The sequence below is a fragment of the Christiangramia sp. genome (assembly GCF_029937855.1).
Lineage (GTDB): Bacteria > Bacteroidota > Bacteroidia > Flavobacteriales > Flavobacteriaceae > Christiangramia.
In genome coordinates, this window is sequence record NZ_JAPYPC010000008.1 from 39,504 (window position 1) to 64,391 (window position 24,888).

Annotated in this window: 26 protein-coding genes and 1 tRNA gene; 15 read left to right on the forward strand and 12 right to left on the reverse strand. The window is 37.1% G+C overall.

Going from position 1 to position 24,888, the window contains the following annotated elements; all coding sequences use genetic code 11:
• Nucleotides 1-101 precede the first annotated feature (101 nt).
• The 13 genes from Q1K34_RS06265 (at nt 102) to Q1K34_RS06325 (ending at nt 12,111) form a co-directional block, all read left to right on the forward strand.
• The gene (locus tag Q1K34_RS06265; protein ID WP_300435980.1) at nt 102-1,334 is read left to right on the forward strand and encodes a hypothetical protein; all 1,233 of its coding nucleotides are present in this window, start codon (nt 102-104) and stop codon (nt 1,332-1,334) included.
• Nucleotides 1,335-1,370: 36 nt separating this feature from the next.
• A complete protein-coding gene (locus tag Q1K34_RS06270; RefSeq protein ID WP_300435983.1) occupies nt 1,371-2,222 on the forward strand; it encodes a hypothetical protein in 852 nt (283 codons plus the stop codon).
• 80 nt (nt 2,223-2,302) lie between these two features.
• Nucleotides 2,303-2,794, forward strand: a complete 492-nt coding sequence (locus Q1K34_RS06275) for a hypothetical protein (RefSeq protein ID WP_300435986.1) — start codon at nt 2,303-2,305, stop codon at nt 2,792-2,794.
• Nucleotides 2,795-2,853: 59 nt separating this feature from the next.
• Nucleotides 2,854-3,492: a VWA domain-containing protein gene (locus tag Q1K34_RS06280; RefSeq protein ID WP_300435990.1), complete on the forward strand. Its 639-nt coding sequence runs from the start codon at nt 2,854-2,856 to the stop codon at nt 3,490-3,492.
• A 94-nt stretch (nt 3,493-3,586) separates the two neighbouring features.
• The gene (locus Q1K34_RS06285; RefSeq protein ID WP_300435993.1) at nt 3,587-4,093 is read left to right on the forward strand and encodes a hypothetical protein; all 507 of its coding nucleotides are present in this window, start codon (nt 3,587-3,589) and stop codon (nt 4,091-4,093) included.
• The gene (locus Q1K34_RS06290; protein ID WP_300435995.1) at nt 4,074-4,343 is read left to right on the forward strand and encodes a hypothetical protein; all 270 of its coding nucleotides are present in this window, start codon (nt 4,074-4,076) and stop codon (nt 4,341-4,343) included. Before Q1K34_RS06285 ends, Q1K34_RS06290 begins: the two co-directional genes overlap by 20 nt.
• 107 nt (nt 4,344-4,450) lie before the next feature.
• On the forward strand, nt 4,451-4,654 hold the full coding sequence (locus Q1K34_RS06295) for a hypothetical protein (protein ID WP_300435998.1): 204 nt from the start codon (nt 4,451-4,453) through the stop codon (nt 4,652-4,654).
• A gap of 72 nt (nt 4,655-4,726) precedes the next feature.
• Entirely contained in the window at nt 4,727-5,353 is a 627-nt protein-coding gene (locus Q1K34_RS06300; RefSeq protein WP_300436001.1) for a sigma-70 family RNA polymerase sigma factor, read from the forward strand.
• Complete coding sequence (locus tag Q1K34_RS06305; RefSeq protein WP_300436004.1) at nt 5,350-6,588, forward strand: hypothetical protein; 1,239 nt, start codon at nt 5,350-5,352, stop codon at nt 6,586-6,588. The genes Q1K34_RS06300 and Q1K34_RS06305 overlap by 4 nt, the downstream gene beginning before the upstream one ends.
• A 15-nt stretch (nt 6,589-6,603) precedes the next feature.
• Entirely contained in the window at nt 6,604-9,642 is a 3,039-nt protein-coding gene (locus Q1K34_RS06310) for a CHAT domain-containing protein (RefSeq protein WP_300436007.1), read from the forward strand.
• 125 nt (nt 9,643-9,767) lie between these two features.
• The gene (locus Q1K34_RS06315) at nt 9,768-10,688 is read left to right on the forward strand and encodes a GH25 family lysozyme (RefSeq protein ID WP_300436011.1); all 921 of its coding nucleotides are present in this window, start codon (nt 9,768-9,770) and stop codon (nt 10,686-10,688) included.
• Between the two features lie 81 nt (nt 10,689-10,769).
• On the forward strand, nt 10,770-11,207 hold the full coding sequence (locus tag Q1K34_RS06320; protein ID WP_300436014.1) for a hypothetical protein: 438 nt from the start codon (nt 10,770-10,772) through the stop codon (nt 11,205-11,207).
• Between the two features lie 82 nt (nt 11,208-11,289).
• Nucleotides 11,290-12,111 carry an endonuclease/exonuclease/phosphatase family protein gene (locus Q1K34_RS06325; RefSeq protein WP_300436017.1) on the forward strand — a complete coding sequence of 274 codons (822 nt, stop codon included), beginning with the start codon at nt 11,290-11,292 and terminating at the stop codon, nt 12,109-12,111.
• Between the two features lie 339 nt (nt 12,112-12,450).
• Here Q1K34_RS06325 and Q1K34_RS06330 read toward each other — a convergent pair whose 3' ends face one another.
• From Q1K34_RS06330 to Q1K34_RS06365, 8 genes are all read right to left on the reverse strand, one after another.
• A complete protein-coding gene (locus Q1K34_RS06330; protein WP_300436019.1) occupies nt 12,451-13,710 on the reverse strand; it encodes a Y-family DNA polymerase in 1,260 nt (419 codons plus the stop codon).
• The gene (locus Q1K34_RS06335) at nt 13,710-14,129 is read right to left on the reverse strand and encodes a translesion error-prone DNA polymerase V autoproteolytic subunit (RefSeq protein WP_300436022.1); all 420 of its coding nucleotides are present in this window, start codon (nt 14,127-14,129) and stop codon (nt 13,710-13,712) included. The genes Q1K34_RS06330 and Q1K34_RS06335 overlap by 1 nt, the downstream gene beginning before the upstream one ends.
• Before the next feature lie 66 nt (nt 14,130-14,195).
• Nucleotides 14,196-15,806: a type IV secretory system conjugative DNA transfer family protein gene (locus Q1K34_RS06340; protein ID WP_300436025.1), complete on the reverse strand. Its 1,611-nt coding sequence runs from the start codon at nt 15,804-15,806 to the stop codon at nt 14,196-14,198.
• An 11-nt stretch (nt 15,807-15,817) separates the two neighbouring features.
• On the reverse strand, nt 15,818-16,858 hold the full coding sequence (gene mobB / locus Q1K34_RS06345; RefSeq protein WP_300436028.1) for a MobB family relaxase: 1,041 nt from the start codon (nt 16,856-16,858) through the stop codon (nt 15,818-15,820).
• Nucleotides 16,859-16,864: 6 nt separating this feature from the next.
• On the reverse strand, nt 16,865-17,245 hold the full coding sequence (locus Q1K34_RS06350) for a BfmA/BtgA family mobilization protein (protein WP_347709965.1): 381 nt from the start codon (nt 17,243-17,245) through the stop codon (nt 16,865-16,867).
• Nucleotides 17,246-17,592: 347 nt separating this feature from the next.
• Complete coding sequence (locus Q1K34_RS06355; RefSeq protein ID WP_251740875.1) at nt 17,593-18,042, reverse strand: RadC family protein; 450 nt, start codon at nt 18,040-18,042, stop codon at nt 17,593-17,595.
• Between the two features lie 77 nt (nt 18,043-18,119).
• A complete protein-coding gene (locus Q1K34_RS06360) occupies nt 18,120-18,473 on the reverse strand; it encodes a single-stranded DNA-binding protein (protein WP_300436032.1) in 354 nt (117 codons plus the stop codon).
• An 880-nt stretch (nt 18,474-19,353) separates the two neighbouring features.
• A tRNA-Met gene (locus Q1K34_RS06365) sits at nt 19,354-19,430 on the reverse strand.
• A gap of 191 nt (nt 19,431-19,621) precedes the next feature.
• Here Q1K34_RS06365 and Q1K34_RS06370 point away from each other — a divergent pair.
• Nucleotides 19,622-20,008, forward strand: coding sequence for an START-like domain-containing protein (locus Q1K34_RS06370; protein ID WP_300436035.1), 387 nt, complete (start codon nt 19,622-19,624; stop codon nt 20,006-20,008).
• Between the two features lie 51 nt (nt 20,009-20,059).
• Complete coding sequence (locus Q1K34_RS06375; protein ID WP_300436038.1) at nt 20,060-20,905, forward strand: aminotransferase class IV; 846 nt, start codon at nt 20,060-20,062, stop codon at nt 20,903-20,905.
• On the opposite strand, the gene Q1K34_RS06380 is transcribed toward Q1K34_RS06375, so the two are convergent.
• From Q1K34_RS06380 to Q1K34_RS06395, 4 genes are all read right to left on the reverse strand, one after another.
• Nucleotides 20,902-21,462: a YqgE/AlgH family protein gene (locus Q1K34_RS06380; protein WP_300436041.1), complete on the reverse strand. Its 561-nt coding sequence runs from the start codon at nt 21,460-21,462 to the stop codon at nt 20,902-20,904. The genes Q1K34_RS06375 and Q1K34_RS06380 overlap by 4 nt on opposite strands.
• A gap of 120 nt (nt 21,463-21,582) precedes the next feature.
• Nucleotides 21,583-21,855 carry an HU family DNA-binding protein gene (locus Q1K34_RS06385; RefSeq protein ID WP_006990442.1) on the reverse strand — a complete coding sequence of 91 codons (273 nt, stop codon included), beginning with the start codon at nt 21,853-21,855 and terminating at the stop codon, nt 21,583-21,585.
• A 185-nt stretch (nt 21,856-22,040) separates the two neighbouring features.
• Complete coding sequence (fmt, locus tag Q1K34_RS06390; protein ID WP_300436044.1) at nt 22,041-22,988, reverse strand: methionyl-tRNA formyltransferase; 948 nt, start codon at nt 22,986-22,988, stop codon at nt 22,041-22,043.
• Nucleotides 22,985-24,886: an ATP-dependent DNA helicase RecQ gene (locus tag Q1K34_RS06395; RefSeq protein ID WP_300436047.1), complete on the reverse strand. Its 1,902-nt coding sequence runs from the start codon at nt 24,884-24,886 to the stop codon at nt 22,985-22,987. The genes fmt and Q1K34_RS06395 overlap by 4 nt, the downstream gene beginning before the upstream one ends.
• Nucleotides 24,887-24,888: the final 2 nt, after the last annotated feature.

Consider the following 24,888-nt stretch of genomic DNA (forward strand, 5'->3'; position numbering starts at 1 on the left):
TGACTCCTATTTTTCAAAAAATTTTTCCTGGCAAGGGTTACCTTTTCTTCCTAGTGCTATAAATGGTTAAACAAACAATAACCAATTTAATTATAAGCATTATGGAAACACCAGCAAAAAACCTTTCAATTGTACCCCCTTCTTCTCAGGAAGAAACTTCTTCTACAAAAAGAATAGAGAAAATTAGAAGCTTCGCGAATTATGCCCTTCAAAAAGCAGGATTAAATAACGGAGACGCTACTTCAATGAAGACGTTTTTGAAATGGATCAAGGACGGATACATCGTTGATGAAGCATATAATGAAAAAGAGCACGAGACCCACAAACGGAAGATCCAGGTTCTTATTTCGGAAAAAAAAGAGGAAAGGGAAAAACTGGAATGTGAAAAAAAGACGATTCAGGATGTCCGTCTCAAAGAGGAACAACAGAAGGTAGAGGATTATGAGGAGGAAATTCAGCAAACGAAATTAGATCTTGAACAAAACAAGATCAACACCGGTTATAGTAGTATTAAATTCTTTACTTATGTTTCTCTGGTAATCCTGCTTTCGGTTTACCTCATCCTCTTCTACGCATCGGCCATTTATGCTTCCTTTTTTCGGAATGCCGGCACTCTTATTCAGACTGCGGGAGATGACATAGTACTCTATTTAGATAATATCTTTGATGTACAGGGCATTTTTCAAGCTTCCCCAGCCTTATTATTTGTATACCTCGGAGCATTCCTGTTTTTTGCCATTGGCTTGGTTCCCCACACTATGGGAGGAAAGTACAAAAGTCTGAAGATCGGGGCTGCAGTACTGGGAGCGCTCATCGTGGATTCTCTGCTCGCCTATAAGATCGACTCTGGAATTCATGAATTGAAGGTTATGGCGGGTATTGCCGATGCGGACTGGAATTTCTTAACCAGTATCAATTTCTACCTTGTTCTTGCTTTTGGTTTTCTGGCTTATTTGGTTTGGGGTTATCTGTATGAGCTGATGCTCAAAGAGAAGAATAAAAAAAATGCAGGAATTACTGCCGCATTGGTGATAAAGGACCTTAAAGCTAAGATCAGAAAACAGAAGGATCTCATCGCTGATCTAAAAGCCACTGTGCTTGATTTAGAATCCAGGGTAAAGACGCTCGAGGAGAAAATGGAAGAGCTTAAGAAAGAACTGGATAAAGCCATGCTAAATCCCGATCTGCTGTCCCAAAACCTTACCAGTTTCTACATGGGATGGAGACAATTCCTGAATGGTTCCCCCGACTTTGATTCCAAAAAGGATGAGTGTGAGCAGGTATATAACGACTTTATGGAAACTCACTTTAAGAAGATACCATCCCTCAATTAATCCTTCACCACTTTACTAATATCAAACTTATAAATCATGAAAAAGATAATAGTTATATCCTTTTTATCCGTGCTAACTTTTGGCCTTAGTATTTCAAAAGCATATGCGGAGGCCAACTCCAACAGCAAACCTGTCAATTATACAATTGTCCTGGATTTGAGTGACAGGGTTTTAAATGACGATCAGTTGCAGAAGGATTTTAATCTCATCCGGAAACTATTTCAGGAATTTGAAACTAAAGCCCGACGGGGGTTAATACTGACATCCAAAGACCGCTTCGCTGTAAAGATCATTCCTCAGAAAGGAAGTCCGCTGGACATAGCTTCTTTTGAAGATAAGCTTCAGCTCAATCTCGATGAGGTCCCGGTGCAGAATAAGAACAAAAAAATGGAAGAGTTTGTCACTTCTTTTGAAAAGGTGCTGGACCGTCTTGAAAAACAGTCTTTAATTGGAAAAGATTCGAATGACTTTTTTGGAGTGGACATCTGGGCATATTTGAATGACAATGCTGACAGCTTCAGCAAATCTGGATACAGGAACTTAGTCTTGATAGCCACAGATGGATATTTCGATTTTGAAAATCGGTCCCACGTCATGAGGACAGGGAACAGGTACACCAGCACACAGTTTATGGCAGAATTAACTGATTACGACTGGAAAGAAAAAGCTGAAGCCAAAGACTATGGCTTGATCCCCATCAAACTAAAAGCAGACATTGAGTGGGTGATCTCCGGAATCTCCAGCAAGGATGACCAGGATATCCTTCAAAATAAAAAGATCATTTACATCTGGGAAAAATGGTTGCGGGAATCAGGTGCAAACAAATACCACTTCATCCTTAATAATTCCAGTAGTCAGATGGCATCCAAACTATTAGCTGTTCTGTAATTGTTGTTGTTTGTTTTGAGGCTGCCTCTCTTTGTAGGGGAGGGGGGTGGTCTCTTTTTTTAAAACTTTAAAATTATATCATGAAAACGATCTATCTAACCATTTTATTAATAAGTCTAAATGTGGCTTCTGTTTTTGCACAGGATCAGGACCTCATCGTACTGGATAAGTTCATCATCCTTGATGCCACTGAGAATGGGGTGGATATAACGCCCCAACTTTTAGAAAATGAAGCTTTTCTTTCCTTCTTTGAACTAGCTGACGAGAATCATATCTACTTCGCTAATGTTTGGCCAGTGGCCGAAAGTATGAGCCATGGGGTGATCTATGATGCTGAATTTAAAGATTTTGAAGAGACGGAGGAAACATATGCACAGCAAAAGATCACTTTCACCTGGAAATATCAGAACTCTTATGACGGAATTTCCGGGAATGCAAAAGTTAAGATCAATAAAATATACAAGCCTCAGGGAGTTTATTTCGAGGCGGTTATCATTCCAGAAGATCTTGATCTACTGGTATACAAAGGCTATATAGATGGAACTCTTGATTTGGCTGTTTATGATCAATAGCAGTCTAGTCTATTCTGAATTACACCTAATATTCTTAATTAACCTTAAACATAAAAAAAATGAAAACAAGACACCAGGTTCACAATTTAATAATCCTTGATGAGAGCGGCTCCATGTTCAGTATCAAAGATCAGATCATCCGCGGATTCAATGAAATTGTTCAGACAATAAAAGGCGTTGAAAACAAATATTCTGAGCAGGAACATTTTATATCTTTTTTGACCTTTAATGGCTTAGGTATAACAGAACATCTGTTCAACCAGGCAGTAAGGAATCTGAAGCAGATCGATAACGAATGCTATAGACCAGGAGCTAGTACTCCTCTCTATGATGCCATTGGTTATGGAGTATCTAAACTAGAGAAGATCATTGGAAATAAAAGAGATTCGAACGTTCTGGTTACGGTCTTTACTGATGGAGAAGAAAATGCATCCAGGGAATATTCCAGGGAGGTAATAAAAAATAAAATTGAACAGCTTAAACACAGAGGTTGGACTTTTACCTACACAGGAACTGATCATGATGTTTATAGTGCTGCCAGCGCGCTATCTATTAAAAATGTAGTGAAATTCGAAAGGAACGAAGCTGACATGGAAAAGATGTTCCTGGATGAAAGAGAGGCGAGAATGAATTATAGTGCTTATATCAGATCTGGAAAGGACATCGGCGATAAATTTTACAAAAGAGATCTTGAATAGAAATATGGCTGGTCCAAAGAGGTGCGAGCTTCTTTAGACCATCTTCTTCTAATGAAGATAACCTATATTTCATGGAACTTATAAAAAGCATACAATGGAAATTACTTCTAGAGATATTCAAGACCTGGTTAAGCTTGGAAGAACAGCTGATGTTGATCCTGATCAACTACTAAAATTTGAACATCGTGATATCATAAACCGTCTACATTGGAATACATGGGAAAAGGTGGTAGACAATCTCTCAGACCTTGAATTGATCTCGGTTTACAAAGCACTAATAATACTGGAACGGGAGTTCAGATGGATTGGCGGGTCTGTTGCTGGTGCGATCTGGATATATAGGATAATCAACAACAGAAGGCTTGATGATAAATATGATCTGGCAGATTACGGACTGCGAAATAGCATCAACCCTTATGTGCCTTTTGGGAGCCATTATAGTGGAGTACGAAATATCCAGGGATATTTTCTCCATCAGAAGGAGAGAGCCAGGAGGAGAGCACTGAAGTTAGAAGAAGATAAAGCGTTCCGGGAGAGGGTTCAAGATCGAAAAAAAAAGACGGTCTGCTGCAATTGCAGAATTGAGGAAACTTTCTTTTGAAGAGCGAGGGTCAGTAAGAGCTAAATATCTTGAAGAATATAGATCTGCAACAAATCAGCAACGTCTGGAAATAATTGCTTCAGATGAAAAATATCCCCCGGAATATTATCCTCCAGAATGGAGCTGCATTAGTGAAGAGCAAATTCGGGAATTACCAATTGATCTTGTAAAAAAACTTTACGACAAGTTATCCACTAAGACAAAAGGAGAATGGAGGAGATTCTCTCAAAAACTTCAAAAAGTTGAGTAGGTTATATAAAGGATTTTAATGTATAATTAAGATGGAGATTTTAGGGTTACTTTTTTGCTGAGCTGCTATTAATGGTTATAAAATAATTTTTTATAAAACTATAGACAATGAAAGTAAAGGTAAGATCATTTAGTAACCCTCATAATTATGAATTTGATTTTCCGGAAAAGGAAATCTTAATGTACAGCACAACTGAGGCGCTGGCTTTTGCCCGAAAACAAATCGCAAAGGTGAGGGGAACCAATACCTTTTTGGGATTCAAGATCATAACCACTAAAGGAGACTTAATGTATAAGCTTCCTAGCTATTAAATCGGGCCAAGGAATTTTTCTGTGGTTCTTAATAATTTCTTAATTTGGGTGCATTAAGCAATAGCCCGTGGTATGCCCAACCAAAAGAAACTCCTGCAGCTTCCCGACGAGGAATTAATAGCATTAATAAAAAAGGAACCTGATCATATTAGCGTAGTTTATAAAAAAACCAAAGATTATTGTCTGCGGTTTTTGTACAAGAAGAGTGCGGGAAGTGGTGTCAAGGAGGATGAACTGGAGGAGATCTTTCATAAGGCTGTGATTACTTTATATGAAAAGATCATCAATGAAAATTTTCAGTTGACCAACAATGCCAGCATCCAGACTTACTTGAATTCCGTCTGCAGGTATCAGTTACTGGATAAGTTCAAAAAAGTCAACAAAGGATTTTCACTGGAGGACACAGAACCAAATCTGAAGGAATTGCAGGTAGATCCTGCAATTGAGGATGAACTTCGGCAATTGAAGATACAGGATGAGAAACTATACACTGCTCTGTTGGGAGCTTTAGAGAAAATGGAATCGGCAGGAGGACTTTGTTACGAGATCCTGACGCTTTTCTGGTATCACGGGAAGTCCATGGCCGAAATAGCCGGACAATTAGGTTATGCAAATGCCGAGACCACAAAACAACAGAAAGCACGTTGTCAGAAACGGCTTCGGCAAATGGCTCACCGAGAATTAACGACTGAACAATGAAAACGGATGTAACTATTATAAAGGAACTTTTTCTTTCTCATATTGAGAAAAAGTTCTCTTTTAATGCTGAGCAAAACTTTATGGTTTCTCGTAAGGAAAAACCTTTAAACGTTGAGCAGAACGATTCGGATTACTGGAAGAAGTTGGCAGTAGATCTTGTAGATTATGAAAATGATCCCAAACCGGTTTATGAGGCTGTGTATCGGTTGGAGCCTGAGGATCCTGAAAGAATGATCAAAAAGTTGCCTCGGCTTTATAAAATCTATCTTGAGGAGCTGGCAGAACAATATGTTCTCGGGAATGAATTCCCGCCCACAACCAGGCTCCTGAAAGAGAAAAATGCCAGCTTCCTTGGGGATGTGGTTTTTTTCCGGGAGTTGAAGAATGCGGCGACTACTCTGGAACGCACCCGAATGATCAAGAATATGCCTTCTACCTATGCGGCACTTTCAGAGGAGATTTCTGAAGAAGATATTCAGACTGCAGTTAAAAAAAAAGGACGGGAAGAGCTATTAGCTAAGTTCAAAGCCTGGGACCAAGAAATGGAGGTGGAGAAAACTTCAGAAGAATCGGCAGTAGAGGAGGCGAAGGTGGTGCCTTCCGCCCAGGCAGAGGAGGAAGAGCAGGAGTTGCCAACCCTGCAAACTGCAAAACCGAAGCCTGGCATATATTCCTATTCCTGGCTCTATGCTGTTGCAGCTATTCTGTTGATCGGATTTTTTATATGGCAGCCAACACAAAAATCCAATGAGGAACTTTTTAATTCCTATGCAGGGAGCCAACAGGTAATTTCAAAAATTGATTTTTCTGAACTCGGTGATACCGAAAATGCAGTTGTAACAAGAGGTGGTGAATATAGACTCCCTGGCCTCACGCAAAACGAATCTGAAAAAGCTCTCGAAGCAATAAATTATATTCGGCAGCAGGAGTTTTATAAAGCTAAAAACATACTGGAACAGCTTGCCCCTGAAGAAAAGAATGCTGAAGTTTTATTCTTTCTGGCTTTGACACAATTGAATACAGGGGAAATAGAACGGGCAGTAGAGAACCTAAAAGTTTTATCAAAAAGAAGAGACAACATTTTGCAGAAAGAATCGCAATTTCAGCTCGCTTTGGGGTACCTCGCACAGGATGATAAAGCCAGTGCAAAAAAGCTGCTTCGTAAACTTGAGGAGGATCAAGGTAAATATTCAGGGGAAGCTTCAGCGATTCTTAAGGATATGAAATGGTTTTAACTTAGGAGGCGGGGTATGAAAGAAAAATTCAGCAACTTTTTGTTCTTTGCCGGTCTTGCCCTGGTTCTGTATCTGATTGTAAACGTAATTCATGTTATCTGGTATATAGCCGATCCTGAAGGCTTCTGGGGGTTTGCTTATTTCACAGAACTGCTTAGGGTAGGTTTTCTTGTAGTTGTCATTCTTCTGTTTGCTCTTTTTCTGATTTTTGTCTTCTTTGGAATGCTCATTTCGTCCTTTAAAAATGGGTTTAAAAAAGGAGATTTCTTCAAGCTGCTAGGGATGTTGGCTTGCGTCCTCATAATGCCATTTGTCAATTATCTTTTCTCAAACGGAATCTCCCTGTATATAACAAAGCAGCTGGCAGACAAATATGAACATCTGGAGAGAACGGAGGATCTTGTGAATAGGGGAGAAATTCTCAAAGCCTGTAAATATGCTGAAAAAGCTTTCAATAAAGAGGTGAATAGAACCCCTGTTTCCTTCCTTTTCTTTCTTTCGAAGTTATACTCAAATACAAGATTTGATAAAACACAGCGCCTTACCACCAGATATGGTGCTTATCTTAGTTATGCCCATTGTTTGAAGAATTCCGGCAGTTCAGGTGAGGCGGAAGAACTTTACAAGCAGGCAATGACTTTGTCCAATTCTGATCTTCTACAGGAACAGAAAGCTTCCTTCCTTTCTTACCCGCTACTGGCACTGGCTGAATTGAATCTGCAGAAAGGTGAATATTATAAAGCTGAGCAATATTTTGAAGAGCTGGAGGAATTACATGAGGAATTAACCGTTGATGATATATATTATCAGATCCAAGGCCGAATGCTCTTTTCAGATCGTGCCTTAAGAGTGGGAGATTTCTCCAAATCTGCCCGCATAAACATGGAAACTTTAAGAATGTACGAAGACAGTGGCTTAAATACAGAATCTCGGAATTATCTGGGATTATTACTTATTGCTACGCTTACTGAAATGCATATGAACAGATTTGGATCTGTACAGGAACTTTTGAAAAAAGCCCAGATAATAGCAGAGGATAAAAAAGACACTCCTCTTTACTTTAACTTCCTGATCGTAAAAGGAAATTTTTTGACTTGGGCAGCCGAAAATGATTATGAAGCTTCTGTGTTAATACAAAGATCCTGGTGGGACAACATAAGGGCTGTTTTTGAAGAAAAAAAGACATTAAAACTACAATTGCTTCAGGAGGCAGAAAAATCGTATTCAGCAGCTTTGGACGTAGTGATCGACAAAGCAGGAAAAAACAGTTATCAATATGTCTCGGTTCTCCGGCAGTTGGGAAATTTCTATTACCAGATAGGAGACAATAAGAGAGCAGGAGAATTAATAGAGGAATTACAAACAATTCTGTCCCCTGTAAGGAGCGAGAACAAGGATCTATATAATGATATTTTGTTGAGTTCCCTTGCATCCCGGAAGGAAGTTGAGGAGGAACTTCTAAATGAGATAGAAGACCAAATATTTGATCAAGTTGCTTCTAATTTTATTTTTCTCACAGAAGAAGAAAAGGAAAGCTTTGTGTCCAAAACTGAAAAGCGAATAATTTTCTTGAATAGTTATTATGTGAGTGAAAATGGTCCAGAGTCTGCAAAACGGCTGTACAATAACATATTAGCGACAAAGCAGCTAGCTCTAAATAGCAATCAGCATTTACGGCGCTTCATTTCCGGAGCTCCAAAAAATATTCAGACAGAATATCATCAGCTCTTGAAGAACAAAGAAGAGATCCTGTACACAACAAATGAAGAAAAATTAAGATCCACCAGTTCAGAAATAACAGAAAAGGAAAGGGAGTTGAAGTTGAAATTAGTGACAATGAATTCATTTTCACCTTTTGATCCCAGAGGTGTAACTTGGGAACAGGTAAGAGATAGTTTAGAACCTACTGAAGTAGCCATAGAGATCATCAACCTTCCTTTAAAGCTATCTCGCGAGGAGGGTGAAGAAGTGAACTATTTCGCACTTGTATTAAAGAAAGAGTCAGAATATCCAGAGTTAATTCATCTCTTCCGGGAAAAAGATCTTGAAGATTTTATGAATAAAGAAGGCAATGTCCAGGAGAGAATGGATGTGATGTATGGGTCTCAAAAAACAGAATTTTTAGACATAATATGGCAACCTCTTTCTCATGAATTAGAGGACTCCTCGAATGTATACCTTTCAATTAGCGGTTTGCTTCATATGGTATCCTTTCCTGCTTTACTGCTTGATCAACCCTATGAAATGCACCTTCTGGGAAGCACTCGGGATTTAATCACTCCTAATCCTACAGAAGGACAGGAAAAAAAGAACCATATTGCCTTATTTGGAGATGCAGCCTTCGGATCAATAAACAAAAGCGATGTTCGGAGTTTTTCTTCACTTGATAATCAGATCAAAAAAGGTTTGGAATCAGGTCTCTTCAATGATTTGCAATACACCAGACAAGAAGTGGACACCATTGAAAGGATATTTAATTCTGCAAATGGAATGGTTTCCAAGTGGGTCGGGGAAAAAGCCTCTGAAAAAACGTTTAGAGATTTGAACAAGGACAAGTATAATATAATACATTTAGCTACTCACGGCTTCTACTTTAAGAAAAATAGTTCAGTGTTTTCAAGCACCTTTGATATGATGAACCAGAATTTTTTAGAGGACAATTCCATGTTCAGAAGTGGCATACTATTGTCCCGGGAGGATGTTACTGGGTCGGTTAAGGAAAGTGACGGAATTATTACAGCCTTTGAACTTTCTAAAATGGATTTTGGCGGGGTCGATCTAATGGTGCTTTCTGCTTGTGAAACAGCGCGGGGGGATATATCCGGTGGAGAAGGAGTTTTTGGATTGCAGCGAGCTTTAAAACTCGCAGGTGTAAAAGATCAGATCGTCAGTCTGTGGCAAGTGCCCGATAAAGAGACTTCCATATTATTCAAGATCTTTTATGAAAACCTGATTAACGGTCATTCCCCGTATAAGTCATTAAATATAGCTCAGCGTGAAATGGCTTTGGAGCATTCCCCTTTTTACTGGGCAGGCTTTGTGCTCCTGGAGTAATTTTCCAAGCCCTTTGATGACCTAACAGTGAGAAATTTAAAGATCAACGTAATACAATTCCAAAAATGTAGGTTACCTTTTCGATTTTGTTCTATAAATGGATGATCACCAATAATTCATGCCAAATGGAACAATACCTTTATTACCTCATTGAACTTGTTAGACAAAACCCATTAACAGCCTTTATCATTGGATGCTTGTTTCTCATGTGCCTGTTAGGATTTGTCCTGTTGGTGCTAAGTCTCAAAAAATATATAATTCTGAAGAACAAAAATCCGGGATGTGGTTCAAAAAAGATATATAAGATCTTCCTGACAATAGGATGCTTATCTGTAATGATAGCACTATTTAGTGGATTCGTCGGAAAGCAGTATTTACCAAAATGGATTTTCTCAAATAATTCAACCTTCTTTATCGGAAAAGAGAATACATGGCTTTATACTTCTGAGAAGAGCTTCGGAATTGATATATCCCATTATCAGGGAACAATAAATTGGGATGAGGTCAATTCTTCCGCACATCCCATAGAGTATGTTTTTGTACGAGCAACAATGGGCTCTGATGGAAAGGATAAGCAGTACGAAAGAAACTGGAAAGCGACCGCAAAAAGCGGCTATGTTCGAGGGGCATATCATTATTATCGGCCTAATGAAAACTCTGTTCTTCAATTCCAAAACTTTGCACGCACTGTGGAATTGTCAGCTGGTGATTTTCCACCTGTTCTGGACATAGAGGAAATGGGAAAATACGGAAAGGAAAATCTTATTACCGGGGTTTTAGACTGGCTGAGACTCGCCCAGGAGCATTATGGGATCAAACCAATCGTATACACCGGCAGCAATTTTTACCATCAATACCTGAAAGGTCATATTAAAGATTACCCTCTATGGATCGCTGCTTATTCAGGTCCACATCGATTGAAAGGCATCAATTGGTCTTTTCATCAGTTCAGCGATAAAATGAGAATCAAAGGTATCAATTCTTTTGTTGATGGAAACTCCTTCAAAGGAAAAGTATCTGACTTTGCACATTTTCGTATTCAGTGATGTCAGGGCTGGGTGCTTTAGTCTTAGAAACAGATGCTGAAGCTATTCGGGGTAATTATTAAAATAAAATATTATTAAGCTATGTCCTTTAAAACATCTGTACCTATTCTCTCTAAGGAAGAAACCGAGAAATTTATTAAACAAATAGATCTGGCCTGTAGGTTATTAGATGCACAGGTTTTGAAATGGGTTGTGGAAAAATTTGATCTCCATAAACTAGAGGACTCACCTGAGTTTCTAGAAGATGCAGTAGATAAACTGGAGTTTTGGAAAAAGAAGGAATCACCGGTGCAAATAAAGACAGTTGGCAGCTTTGAAACAAAGTGCATAGCCTGCTTTTTCGGTAAAAAGGTTAATGGTTACCTGGTTTCCTATTACGAAGAAAAACCCGAGGGTTTTAAGGTTCATTACGAACGACAATTCGCAGTAAACTTTCAGTTGAAAGAGGGGCAGCTTACAGATTTCGGCTGGTGTCATGCCTTTTTGTACAAAGAAGAAGTGGATCAAGTCAAACAGTGAGGCAGAAGCTAAAAGAATATTAAATTGAGACTGAATGAAATCAGCGGCCGATGGTGAATGACTTAAGAATTAAATTTATTTCATGAGAAAACTACGCATTATTCTATGTCTTACCTCTCTAGTCTGGTGTAATCTACTCATTGCACAGGTTAAGGTCTCCTCCTGGAATCTTCAGAATTTTGGAAAAACCAAGTCTGAAGCTGAAGTAAATTTTGTTGCTGATGTTTTAAGAGATTTTGACGTAGTAGCCCTACAGGAGATAGTTGCAGGTTATGGCGGGACCCAGGCCGTGGCGAAACTGGCCGATGCTTTAAACCGCAGAGGGGCTAAATGGGATTACCTGGTAAGCGAACCAACAGAGAGTACACCTTATGCAACGGAACGCTATGCTTTCCTATGGAAGACCTCAAAGGTCAAAAGGTTAAAAAGAGGGTGGCTAGAGCAAAACTTTGTTCATGAAATTGATCGTGAACCTTATCTAATCAATCTTAGCTACAACGGAAAAGCTTTTACTCTGGTTAATTTTCATGCCATACCTAAGAAGAAACAGCCAGAAACAGAAATAAAATACTTCAAATTCCTTCCTGAATTATATCCTGAAAATAATCTGTTATTCCTGGGCGACTTCAATGTTCCGCAGAGTCACACTGTTTTTAATCCGTTGAAGAAAATTGGATTCAGACCTGTAGTCCGGGACCAAAAGACAACCATGAAAATGGATTGTGTTGAAGATGAATGTTTGGCATCTAAATATGACAATATCTTTTATAATTCCAATGAAGTTCGACTTTTGCACTCAGGAGTAGTGCACTTTTATAGAAGTTTTCAGGGTATGGTTGCGGCTAGAAGAATATCCGACCATGTTCCTGTATGGGTAGAGTTAGATTTCAGGAAAGGAGGATGATTCTAATTTTTTTAAATCGTTTATTAAAAAATAATATTTAAACTATAAACCGAGTTTAATTTTTTTATTGGATCTATCAATCCAATTCTTTATTGCGTAAAGGAAATAATTAATATCCTTAGCTGAAGGTTGATGGCCATAAGTTGATGTTCTTAAATGTAATACTACAGTTTTTAGAAAATTGGTAGCTCGGGGTCAAAAATATTATAGTTTTCTATTGTAATTAATTTTCGCAGCATGGATTCTGCCTACTCAAACTAAATCTCATTGATAAAGAATAATTATTACCGGATGGTGGTAAAGATGAATTTTTAATAACCAGGTAACATGTAAATTAAATTAAGTTTTCACAATAATTACCTCATCAAGTCGGGTTGAATATCTTCTAGAAAGTCTTTCCCGCTTCATTTTCCAGGTGCGGCCAAGATCCTGGCTACCAAATTTTATTTTTCCGTTTTCTGATTTATTTAAGTGGTCAATGGTTTTCATTAAGATCTGATGTCTTGGATCTTCACTGGTAAATAAATCTAATTGCCTTTGGTTTTCAGGGGTTAGCCCCATTACCATAATCCCAGCTTTCTTGTATTGATATCCCTTCCTATAGATTTTAGATAGTCCAAGCAAGGCAGTTTTTATTAAAACTATACTGGAATTAGTAGGGAAGGGGGTATGTAAAGTAATATTTGCTCGATACTGCGGCAGATCCATTCGAAATGGATTGGTGAGTAAAAAAACATGTATTAAAGCACAGTTGGAATTCTGGCGGCGAAGTTTTTCAGCTGCTTTAACGGCGTAAGTAGACACCCGTTCTCTTAAGTCATTATAATTTGAGTACATTTTCTCAAAAGCCCTGGTAACAGCGATATTTTTTTTGGTTGAAACCTCCTCCAGAGCTAAGGTGGGAAGACCCGATAAATCCTTTTTAAGCCTTAACCCTACAATACTCATTTTTTTCTTTACATATTCATCTGGCAATTGGGTGAATTTATAAGCATCATCAATATTCAATTTTAGCAGTCGTTTTTCATGTTGTCTTCCAATTCCCCATACATCACCTATTTTAGTCCATTTCAGGGCTTTTATCCTTTTTTCATCAGTGTCTATAACATACACTCCCTCGGTGCGGTCTGAGAATTTCTTTGCGATTTTATTTGCAACTTTTGCCAATGCCTTTGTTGGTGCTATACCGATACTGATAGGGATCCCAGTGGAGCTTTTTACTTTTCGAATTATTTCTTTACTGTATTTCTCCAAATCAAAATGTTCACTAAAGCCTTTGAATAAAAGGAATGCTTCATCTATGGAATAGATTTCAATATCGGGTGTGTAGTTAGAAAGAATATTCATTACACGGTTGCTCATATCCCCATAAAGCGCATAGTTTGAGGAGAAAACATGCACATTGTTCTCATTAAAAATCTTTTCATAGTGAAAGGCTGGTGCACCCATAGGAATATTTAGAGCTTTTGCTTCATTACTTCGGGCTATTACACATCCATCATTATTCGAAAGTACCACCACAGGTTTATTATTTAAATCAGGATTGAAAACCCTTTCGCAGGAAGCATAAAAGTTGTTGCAGTCTATCAAAGCGTACATTAGAAATATTTTATCACGTTGGTTACTATCCCCCAGATAAGAAAATCATTATCCTTGTTCACTTTAATAGGGGGGTAGTGCTTATTCTCAGCAATTAACCAGACAATTTCCTTTTCTATTTTGATCCTTTTTACGGTAAACTCTCCATCTATAAAACAAACTGCAATCTTTCCATTTCTGGGTTCTAAACTTTTATTTATGATAAGAAGATCTCCATGGTCTATCCCGGCTTCGGTCATGGAATCACCTTGAACCCTTCCAAAAAATGTAGCGTCCTTATCTTTAATCAATTCGATATTAAGATCTATGTTGGAATCGAGGTGATCATCCGCAGGCGAAGGGAATCCGGCAGTTATTCCACCAATAAAAGGGCGAACATAAGAAATAGGGAATAATGAAATTTTAAATATCTCAATCATTCCACAAAGTTATTAAAAGGATATTATCCATAAAATAGGAATAAATCCATATTTTATTATTATGAGCTATTTTTTAATAGGTTTTTCATTCTTACACATGTGTCGAACCTCCCGGTATATTTTAATGTAATTTGCATTGATTTCGTCTTCTGAATAAAACTGATCATTTTCAGGTAGTTGCCTTTGAATTTTTTGATGTTGGAAATAAACCTTTTCATCTTTTCCGTCGGCATAGGTAACAAATTCACCCTGTTTTAATCCAAAAAAAGTGTTGGCGCGAACTTTATAAATCTCTTTTTCACCGGTAGAAATTTTGGTGTCAAAATCTAATCCCGTGCCGCGCATCACCGTTTTTGTTTCATCTTTTATAATTTCAAAAAAACGTTCATAATATCTGGCGGTATCGGGATCGTTTACTTTACCGAAGAATTGATAGGATAAATTGCTCAATATCGCTTTGCTGGCTTTATCTCCATACATCATATCGTTTTGTACCTTATCCTGCATCACATAAATTGTTGCGATGTCATAACTCCTTAAGGTGGCCGGGACTCGATGCATGTTCAATAATCTTATGGTGGGAGCTTCTTCAATTAGAAGGAAGGAAGATTGGGCATGACGAACGCTCATCTGCTTTACGACGGTGTGCATAACCGTCGCAATAATAGGCGAATAAACGGTATCATATTTTGGATTGTTCACCAGGGAAATTATTGCCGGATTCTCAGGGGCATTGATATTGAGCGGGATATCATCGGCTGCAAGTGCCATGAAAATACGTTTGCTGCTAATCTTCATAAGAGCGTTGGAAAGTGTACTTTTTACTCCGGCAGTTTGCCTCTCGGATTCCTTTCCGCTAATAAAGGCATCTGCAAAAGCCCTTGAAATTTGATTGGATTTTAAAAAATTAATAAGCTCATCGGTATTTAGATATTGATAAACTGCTATAAGATGGGGTAGGGTACAATATTGAGGAAATGAAACCTTTAGTTTCCAAATCAAACCGCTAATCAATCCCTGAGCGGCATCATTAAAAAATTTACCTGTTCCTGTAGCGCCTGTTTCCTTTTGTTCCAATAGATTTTCCAGAAGTACCCGGGACACTTCATTGATATCCTCTTCATTTTCTATATACTTAGGTGCGATGGGGTTTACACGATGAAAAATTCTGTCAAATGATAAAATGTAAAATGGGATATGGGGATTTTTGAATAGGGGGTAAGCCATTTCTGTGATTTCGTAATCCTTATAATCGTGGATCACCCCACAAAAGAAATGCTTACTGAAATGTTCCAGCAAATTATACACAACGCTCTCTGTCTTGCCACTCCCTGCAGCGCCAATAATAGAAACTCCTCGCTTTATATTTCCGATTTTAAATTTTGATTTCATTGTTTTGAAATGAACTTCATATTTGGCAGGGATATTCGTATTCTCCTTTTTAGGCAGGAATACATACATTATCGTATTGCCCAGAATTAAAGGGCAACCTAAATAAAGTACTACTTTGGCTATTTCATTAAAAGATGGAGTAACGGTTAAAATTACCCAAAGCAGAATACCGGTAAACAAAGTATTGATGATGAAAGCGTAAGCAGATATTTTAAAGACACCATAAAAAATCATACTTACAGCAGTAAGTAGAAAAATAATTGAATAGAGGTTAAAGGTTTCCATAATTGCCTGAATTAAATTCCAATTGAACCGGATCTTAGTGCAACGCCAATACTTTTCTGTAAAGATTTGATCAGTTTTACTGTTAGCTGAGCCTGGGATACGGGAATGACGGGAAGCATTGGCAGGCCACTTTCCCGGAGCATTTTCATGGCCAGGGCTCTTTCAGAAGCCGGAAGACCAATTACCGCTGAAAAATATAACTTGGGATTTTGGATATAGGTTTTACGGGCCTGGTAAGTCTCCACAAAATTACGCTGGTATCCGAAATTCTTATCAAAGGTCTTTTCTGCCTTCTGAAAAAACGCATCTCTGTCAAAACCTCTTTTCACCATCTTACCCTTTATTTCAACTTCAGAAGATTTGTATTTGCTACCCGGTGACAGGCTGACTGAATTAGAAACATCCTTTCGACTTACGATAATATGGATATGGCTTTGATTACCTTCTTTGAACATTCCCTGTACAATTCGCTTTCCGTTCTTTTGATGAGGAGCCGCCTTTTCCAGCCGATTAATTTCCAACTCAATTTTTTTGATATTTCCTTCTTTTTCACCTCTATGAATTTTCTGGATTTCATTTTTTAATTGAAGTATTTTAGTAGCATAAACCTGATTCTCCTTCACTTGGAAATCATTTCCTTTAAAAGTGCGATGATGTTCGACCTTAGCATAATATTTTATATCGTTAACACTAATTGGGCGACCATTAATTTCACGGTTAAAGCAGGAAGCGTAATCTTTCATAAGTTCCCTTGTATAGCGTTTTAAAGCCTCGCTATCGTTTTCCAGTCTTCTAAGCTCATATTGAGATGGATTTACGGTAATCGAGTAAAATTTAGGTTCAATTTTCTTTAATTTAGAAGTATTTGCATCTATTTCCTGTATCACGTCTTCCGGGCTTATATCATCGTTATACTGGTTAAAGAAATTTTCAAATTTTTGACTTTGTTCTCGTTCGGGCATCTGGTTCTCTTTTTCCAAATAATCCACATAGTCTGCTACACTTGGTGAATAATTCCCTCCTAATTTTTGTGCTGAAATAGTGATATACATAATGAATTATTTGTAGAAATCGGGATGAGTATCATCTTCTTCATAATCCCTTATCTGATTTTTATTTTTGGGATCGGCGGCTTCCATAAGGGATTCCAAGATTGCAAGTGTAGGATTTGCTTTGTTCTTTTCTACATCCTTCATTATGGCGATTACTGCATTTATTCTTTTCTTGAAAGTATTTTCAAGCCTTCTTCCTGTAGGACCGAAATTTTCTTTTGGGGAGATTTCATTGTAATAGAAAAAGTCCAACATACCCGCTAAAGTTTCAGTGTGGGTTCTGTAATGTTTTTTAGAAAACTCCTTAAAGCGTTCTGCAATTTTCTTCTTTATCCGAATACCTATAAACTCATCCATAATTTTAAATTTGTCACATTTAAATGCCATTTTACTGTGGTTTTGGGCCCATTTGTCGCAAATAGCAATGATTAATAATTCTGAATAAATTTTAAAAAATTGATAATCAATGTTTTAAAAATAGAAAGGCATGCTTAACCTCGCTTTGCGGGTTATCCTCTTGCTTTGCCTTTTCGTCCCGCAGGGACAAAAATTTCAAACTATCAAACAGAATTTAATAGCCTTTGAGCAATACGAATAATGAATTGTATTTTTTAAGAGGCAGAAGTTTGTCTTCTTAAATTAATCTTACAAATGGGGTAAATTGATTGCGAAATTTTTAAATAAAAACCGGGCCTTAAAAATTAAGACCCGGTTAAGATTCTGCTTTTGATTGTTTACAATAGACCTTCATCGGCAAAACTAAAATAGTCGCCATCTGGAGTTATTATAAGATGATCAAGGACTTTAATATCAAAAAGGATCGCTGCATTTTTTATTTTTTCGGTTAGTCTTTTATCAGCTTCACTTGGTTTTAAGGTTCCAGACGGATGATTATGGGCAAGTATCAAATTCACCGCCAATGACTTTAAGACAACTGCAAATAGGATGCGTAAATCTACTAGTGTTCCGGTGATTCCGCCGGTAGAGACTTCAAATATTCCTTTTACTTTATTGGCATTATTTAAAAGCATAACTTTAAAACATTCCTGCAGCCCTATTTGATCCTTGTTCCAGGAACAGAATAAAAGTTCGGTGGCACTTTGGGAAGAAGTTACTTTAGGTGCCTGGCTTATTTTAAAATTCCCCTGATATTTTATCGATATTTCATTAACTTTGGTTTTCATATTGATCTTGTTTAATTGGATTAATAATGAAAAGAGGGCGAAACTTTGAACGAGGTCGCCCTCTTTAATTTTAGAGATTAATTGCTGCCATTACTGGCATTTCCTCCCAGCAAAAGAATTTCACTGGCTAAAATTTCTGTCACATATCGTTTCTCACCATTTTCAGTTTTATAGGTTCGGGAAGTAAGCTTTCCTTCGATAGCGATTTCTTTTCCCTTACCAACATAGTTTTCAACGATTTCTGCAGTTTTGCCCCATGCGACAATACTATGCCATTGTGTGTTTTGCACTTTCTCACCATTGGAATTTTTATAAAATTCGTTAGTGGCAATTGAAAAACTGGCTACTTTTTTGCCGCTTTCAAGGTTCTTGATTTCGGGAGCGTTACCTACATTTCCGATTAACTGTACTTTGTTTCTAAGTGTACTCATGATTAAAAAAATTTTAAGTTGAAATATTTATGTTTCCCGCTTTCACCCACGGGTAGGTTAAAAAATTTACTTATTGTATCCTGAGCGTTTTCCTTTTTTGATTTTTTAACTTTCTTTCCGCTTCAGTTTTATGGATTTGATACGATTTCATGATTTCTGATTTAAAATTTACTTCCCGTAGAGCCGTCGCTGTTACCTTTTTTGATGCCAATACAGTTTCATGATTTAGAATTAGAGAGGAGTTATAAAAGGGAAAGCGTAGCCGACCGGTTATGCACTCCGGCTAACTTCTAAATCATGGTATTTTGCATTATAAAAAAGGTGAAACGGGTAGGCTGGGATGGAGTTTTAATAAATTATGAGAAGTAAAAAGAAGTTGAAGTGGAAGAAAGATTATTATAATATACCAATCTGGCGGACTCCGTTCCTTTCCGAAATTTTAAGATGGCTAAACTATTTAATTTGTAATTCTGAATAAAGAACGTTTCAAAAGTTTTAAAGGGGAACGGTGTCCAAGATTTTTTTTGTGAAGCTCTTTGCCCGGAATGTAGTGATAACGAAATGCAGGAAAATGTGCTGAACTACTTAAATCAGAAACTAAAGAATAATTTTCAGTTTTCATTTATTATGAATAAATATTGCGTGAATAGCTGTGAATACCAATATTCTTTCTAGCTATAAAACACTAATGATCATTTGCAGATCATTCGCCAATTTCATTCAAATATTAGTCATTTTCCGATTTTACGAAAGAAATGTAATCAAATGCATTGATTTGATATCAATTAATATAAATAAGAAAAATTGCTTAAATGTTGTACCTATGTTGTACCTGGAGAAAAAATAAAGGCTCCCGATTTCTCGAAAGCCTTGTTTTTACTGGTAGCGAGACCGAGATTTGAACTCGGGACCTCCGGGTTATGAATCCGACGCTCTAACCAACTGAGCTACCTCGCCATAAATTCTGCAAAGCTTTAAATCCTGCATGAGTACTGAGCTTGTCAATCTCCCTTACAGTTTTTGCTAATGCGGGTGCAAATATAAAAACAATTTGATTTGGCACAAACTTTATTTTCCGAATTATTTATTTTGATTTCTTTTTATCTTACTAATTAATATCTATATTGCCCGAAACTAATTAATCAAGAATGGAAGAAAAGATCAAATACGAAATGGAGTTTCCTATTCAAGCTTCTCCTTCATTACTTTACCAATATATTTCAACTCCCTCAGGTTTAAGTGAGTGGTATGCAGATAATGTGAATTCCCGGGGGGAATTTTTTACTTTTATATGGGAAGGTAGTGAGGAAAAAGCAAAGCTTGTTAGTAAAAAAAGTGATGAGCGTATCAAATTTAAATGGGTAGATGATGAAGACACTCCTTATTTTTTCGAACTGCGTATACAGGTAGATGATATTACCAAAGATGTGTCCCTTATGATTACAGATTTTGCTGAAGAGGACGAAGTAGACGAAGGTAAGATGCTTTGGGATAATATGGTTTCAGACTTAAAACAGATTCTAGGATCAGCCTAGAATTCTTATTATAAATAGTAACTTTGCCCCGTCTAAAAACGGGGTTTTTTTATGATCAATTTAAATGGTAAAATAGTTAAAAAAGAGAACGCGAAATTATCGGTTGCAAATCGGGGCTTTTCTTATGGAGATTCTGTATTTGAGACTATTCGTGTAATTAGTGGTAAAATTATGTTCTGGGAAGACCATTATTTTAGATTAATGGCTTCCATGCGAATTATGAGAATGGAGATCCCTTCTAGTTTCTCACCTGAATTTCTGGAAGCTGAAATAAAAGGTATAATTGAGGCCAATGATCTTTCAACTTCTCCGTGCAGAATTAAATTCTCAGTCTATAGATTACAGGGAGGTTATTATACACCGGCAACCAGAGATATTGGTTACGTGATAAGTGCCGAGCCTATGGAGAATTCATTCTACCTCTTTAATGATGATCCCTACGAAATTGAGCTTTTTAAAGACCATTATGTGACCAGTGGTTTGCTTTCTACCATAAAATCTAATAACCGGGCGGTAAATGTGCTTGGAAGTATTTATGCAAGCGAGAATGGCTATAATAATTGTTTACTTATAAACGAGAAGAAGAGTGTAGTGGAAGCTCTTAACGGAAATTTATTTCTGGTAAAAGGAACTACTGTAAAAACACCTCCGTTAAGCGATGGGGTCCTTACTGGGATAATTAGGAAGCAACTTATTAATATTGTGAAGAAAACAGAAGGATATAATTTAGAAGAATCTTCTATTTCTCCCTTTGAACTACAAAAAGCTGATGAACTTTTTATTACGAACGTTGCGTTGGGAATTCAGCCAGTGAGTAAATATCGTAAAAAGGATTTTTCACATAAGGTTTCAAAAGACCTATTGAGCAAACTAAATGTGAAAGCAAGATTGGGTTAGTTATACGTTGGATTTTCTGGTGAATTAGACCAAAGCACATATTCACCACCTAATTCTAACATTTTATCCTTCCAGAAGGAATTGTAAGGCTTTTCAAGCAAATCTTTATTATTTTCATTTTCTGTAATCACCCACGAGTGTGAATTTAATTCTTCATCCAGTTGATTTGCGTCCCAACCAGAATAGCCTAAAAAGAATTTTATTTGTTTATCATCTATAAGTTCTTTTGCAATTAAATCCATAACGGCATCAAAATTTCCGCCCCAATAAATTCCATGGGCTATTTCAATACTATCCGGAATGAGATCTGGAACCTTATGTATAAAATATAAATTGTCCTGTTCCACGGGGCCTCCATTATATACTTTGAAATTGCCTTTTACTTCGGGAATAAGGTCTTTAAGGGTAAAATCGAGAATTTTATTCAGAATAAATCCAACCGATCCATTATCTGAATGGTCGGCAAGCAGAACGACAGAACGATTAAAAGAGACATCCCCAATAATAGATGGTTCTGCGACTAATAGATGCCCTTTGGTTGGTTTCAACGCGATCATTGTAGCAGTCTTTTTAACTAAACTAATTATTTATTGTATTAAAAGCAATACAAAGCTTAAAATTTTACATAAAAAAAGCCTTCCCTGAGGAAGGCTTAAATTTTTCACTAATACAAATTATTAGTTCACAGCTTTTTGTAAATCTGCTCCGGCTTTAAATTTCACTACATTTTTAGCAGCAATCTTAATAGTTTTTCCGGTTTGTGGGTTTCTTCCTTCGCGAGCAGCTCTTTTAGATACAGACCAGGATCCGAATCCTACTAATGATACTCTATCTCCTTTTTTAAGGGATTTTTCTACGTTTTCAAGGAAAGACTCTAATGCTTTTTTTGCTGCTGCTTTTGAAATTCCAGCGTTTTCAGCCATTGCATCGATTAAATCTGTTTTGTTCATAATTTGAATTTTAAATTAATTGTTGGTTAAACATTCTGTTAAACTGGTATACAAATTTATACGGATTTCTTGTTCATGCAAGTAATGACAAGGGAAAAGCCCGTATTTGTTAATAACTTGACAGTATTGTTAATAAAGATAATTGTTTTTTATTAAAATGCAACAAAATCAGTGTTAATCAGGCTTTAGCGCATTTTAGCATCTGGAGCAAAATTAAAACCATTTAAAAGTGCTTTGGATGGCATTTTTCTTTTCCCGGGAAGCTGAATTTCATTTACCAGGATATATCCATCTTTTGCAGCGATCTTAATTTTATTATCTGTAATAGTCACTGTGCCATTTGGCAGGTGATGTTCCTGAGTAATTTTTTCAATATCATAAATTTTGACCTTTAATTCTTCTGAACTGTTCTCTAAATAGCACCATGCCGCCGGATAGGGGTTTAAGCCCCTAATGTGGTTGTATATCTGTTCTACTGAAGCGTTCCAGTCTATTTTCGTATTCTCTTTGGAAAGTTTTGGAGCTTCTTTTAAAGAATTAGATTCCTGCTGGGGTGTTGTTTTCACCTTATCTGCCGCAATTATTTGAAGCGTTTTAACTACCAGTTCAGCACCAATTTTCATGAGACGATCATGTAAAGAGGCTACATTTTCGGCCTTATTAATATTAATATCTTTCTGAAGTATCATTGCGCCGGTATCTATCTTTTCGTCCAGAAAGAAAGTAGAAACACCTGTTTTGTGTTCTCCATTAATAATAGCCCAGTTTATTGGAGCAGCGCCCCTGTATTGGGGTAACAGGGAGGCATGTAAGTTAAATGTCCCGTATTCGGGAAGATCCCAGACAGATTTTGGAAGCATTCTAAATGCTACCACAACCTGCACATTTGGCTTTAAATCTTTCAGTTCTTCCTGAAATTCTTCAGATTTTAGGTTGGTTGGTTGAAGTATTTTCAGATTTTTAGACTGGGCATACTCTTTTACCGCACTTCCTTTAAGTTTTCTCCCGCGGCCTGCTGGTTTATCTGGAGCAGTTATCACGCCCACTACATTATACCTGGCTTCTAAGATAGCTTCCAGGCTTTTTACAGCAAATTCCGGAGTTCCCATAAAGACTATTCTAAGGTCTCTCATTTCTTTAAGATTTTATACTTATTATTTTCTGTACGAATAAGTACTTCTTTTTCACAAAGAAGACCTAGTACTTTTAATACAGAATCTTCTGGATAATTTAATTTCGCAACGATTTTCCTTGAATTCTGAGGAGTATATTTCAGAAATCGCAAAATACCCAAATAGATTTCATTCATATCATCCCTGGATAATTTTTCAGCTTTTTTATTACATACAGAGCATTTACCACAAGGTTTAGGAGCTATTTCCCCAAAATATGTTAATAGCTGAACCTGTTTGCAAATTTCTTCGTTTTCTACAAACTCAAGAACAGCTTCAATTTTAGCTTTTTTAGTATTGTTGTATTCTTTTATAAATGCTGAAACAGGATTTATGGTAGACTCATCTTCCCTCGGAAGCAAATAGATGATGCTTGCGTCATGTTTGGATAAATTAAACTCTATAATTTCTTTTTCATCCAATTCTTCAAAGATCTTTACACATTCTTTTTCTGAAAGATTTGCTTTTTCACTTACCGAGGATAAATTAAAGGAAACCAAATTTTCAAAAACACCACCATAATTTCGCAATATAGTTCTCATTAGAGTGGCGTATCTTGGATTCTCGTCAAGATAATTATCCAGATAATTACCCGAAAGCACTATCTTTATTTCGGTTTTCTTCTGGTAATTTTGCGATAGCCTTAAAATACTGCATCTATCCAGCAATTGCAACGCGTTAAATGCTTTATGTGAATTGAATTTATATTGATTACAAAAATCGGCGAAATTAAAATCATATTCGTTGTTTTCCCCTTCTCCAAAGGCAATTCTGAAATAGGCGTTCAATTTGCGATATACCAGTTTTACATCTTCCACAGAAGCCAGATTATTTAAAAACTGATTTTTTAGAACAGGAATATCCCCGGCATTTGTTAAAATAATCGCCCGTGCTGGTTTAGAATCTCTTCCAGCTCTTCCTGCCTCCTGAAAATAACTTTCCATACTTTCAGGGAGATCTATATGGATTACAGTTCGTACATCTGGTTTATCTATTCCCATCCCAAATGCGGTGGTTGCTACCATGACGCTAACATTATTCTGAATCCATTGCTGAAATTTGGCCGATTTATCTTCCTTTTTCATTCCACCATGATAGGCAGCAGCAGTGATTCCATTTTTATTCAAAAACCTACTGATTTCCTGGGTAGCATTTCTGCTTCGAACATAGATAATAGCCGACTCCTTTTTTAGAATTTGAGTGAGCCTAAAATATTTGTCTTCCGTTTTTATAACGTCGTACTGAAGATTGGTTCTTTCAAAAGATTTTTGATGAATTACAGGTTTCTCAAAATGGAGTTGGGCACCTATATCTTTTACAACTTCTTTGGTTGCGGTAGCTGTGAAAGCTGCGATAGGTATTTCGGGTAAAAATTCTCTTATTTCAGCAATATTTCTATAGGCAGGTCTAAAATCATGTCCCCACTGTGAAATACAATGAGCCTCGTCTACGGCAATAAGATTGATGTTCATTTGTTTTAAACGCTCACGGACTAATTCCTGCTGAAGCCTTTCCGGTGAGAGATAAAGGAATTTATAATTTCCGAAGATACAGTTGTCCAGGTTCCTGTCAAGATCGGCATAAGAGATGCCGCCCGTAATAGCCATTGCTTTGATATTTCTTTGCTGTAAGGCATTCACCTGATCTTCCATTAAAGAGATTAAGGGAGAAACCACGATGCAAATACCTTCCCGCATCATTGTAGGCACCTGAAAACAAATAGATTTTCCCCCGCCGGTAGGAAAAAGAGTTAGTGTGTCTTTCCCTTCCAGAATAGAAGAGATTACTTCCATTTGTTGAGTTCTAAACTCATGGAAACCCCAATGTTTTTCTAATATCTTTAAAGCCTCTTCCTGCAAAT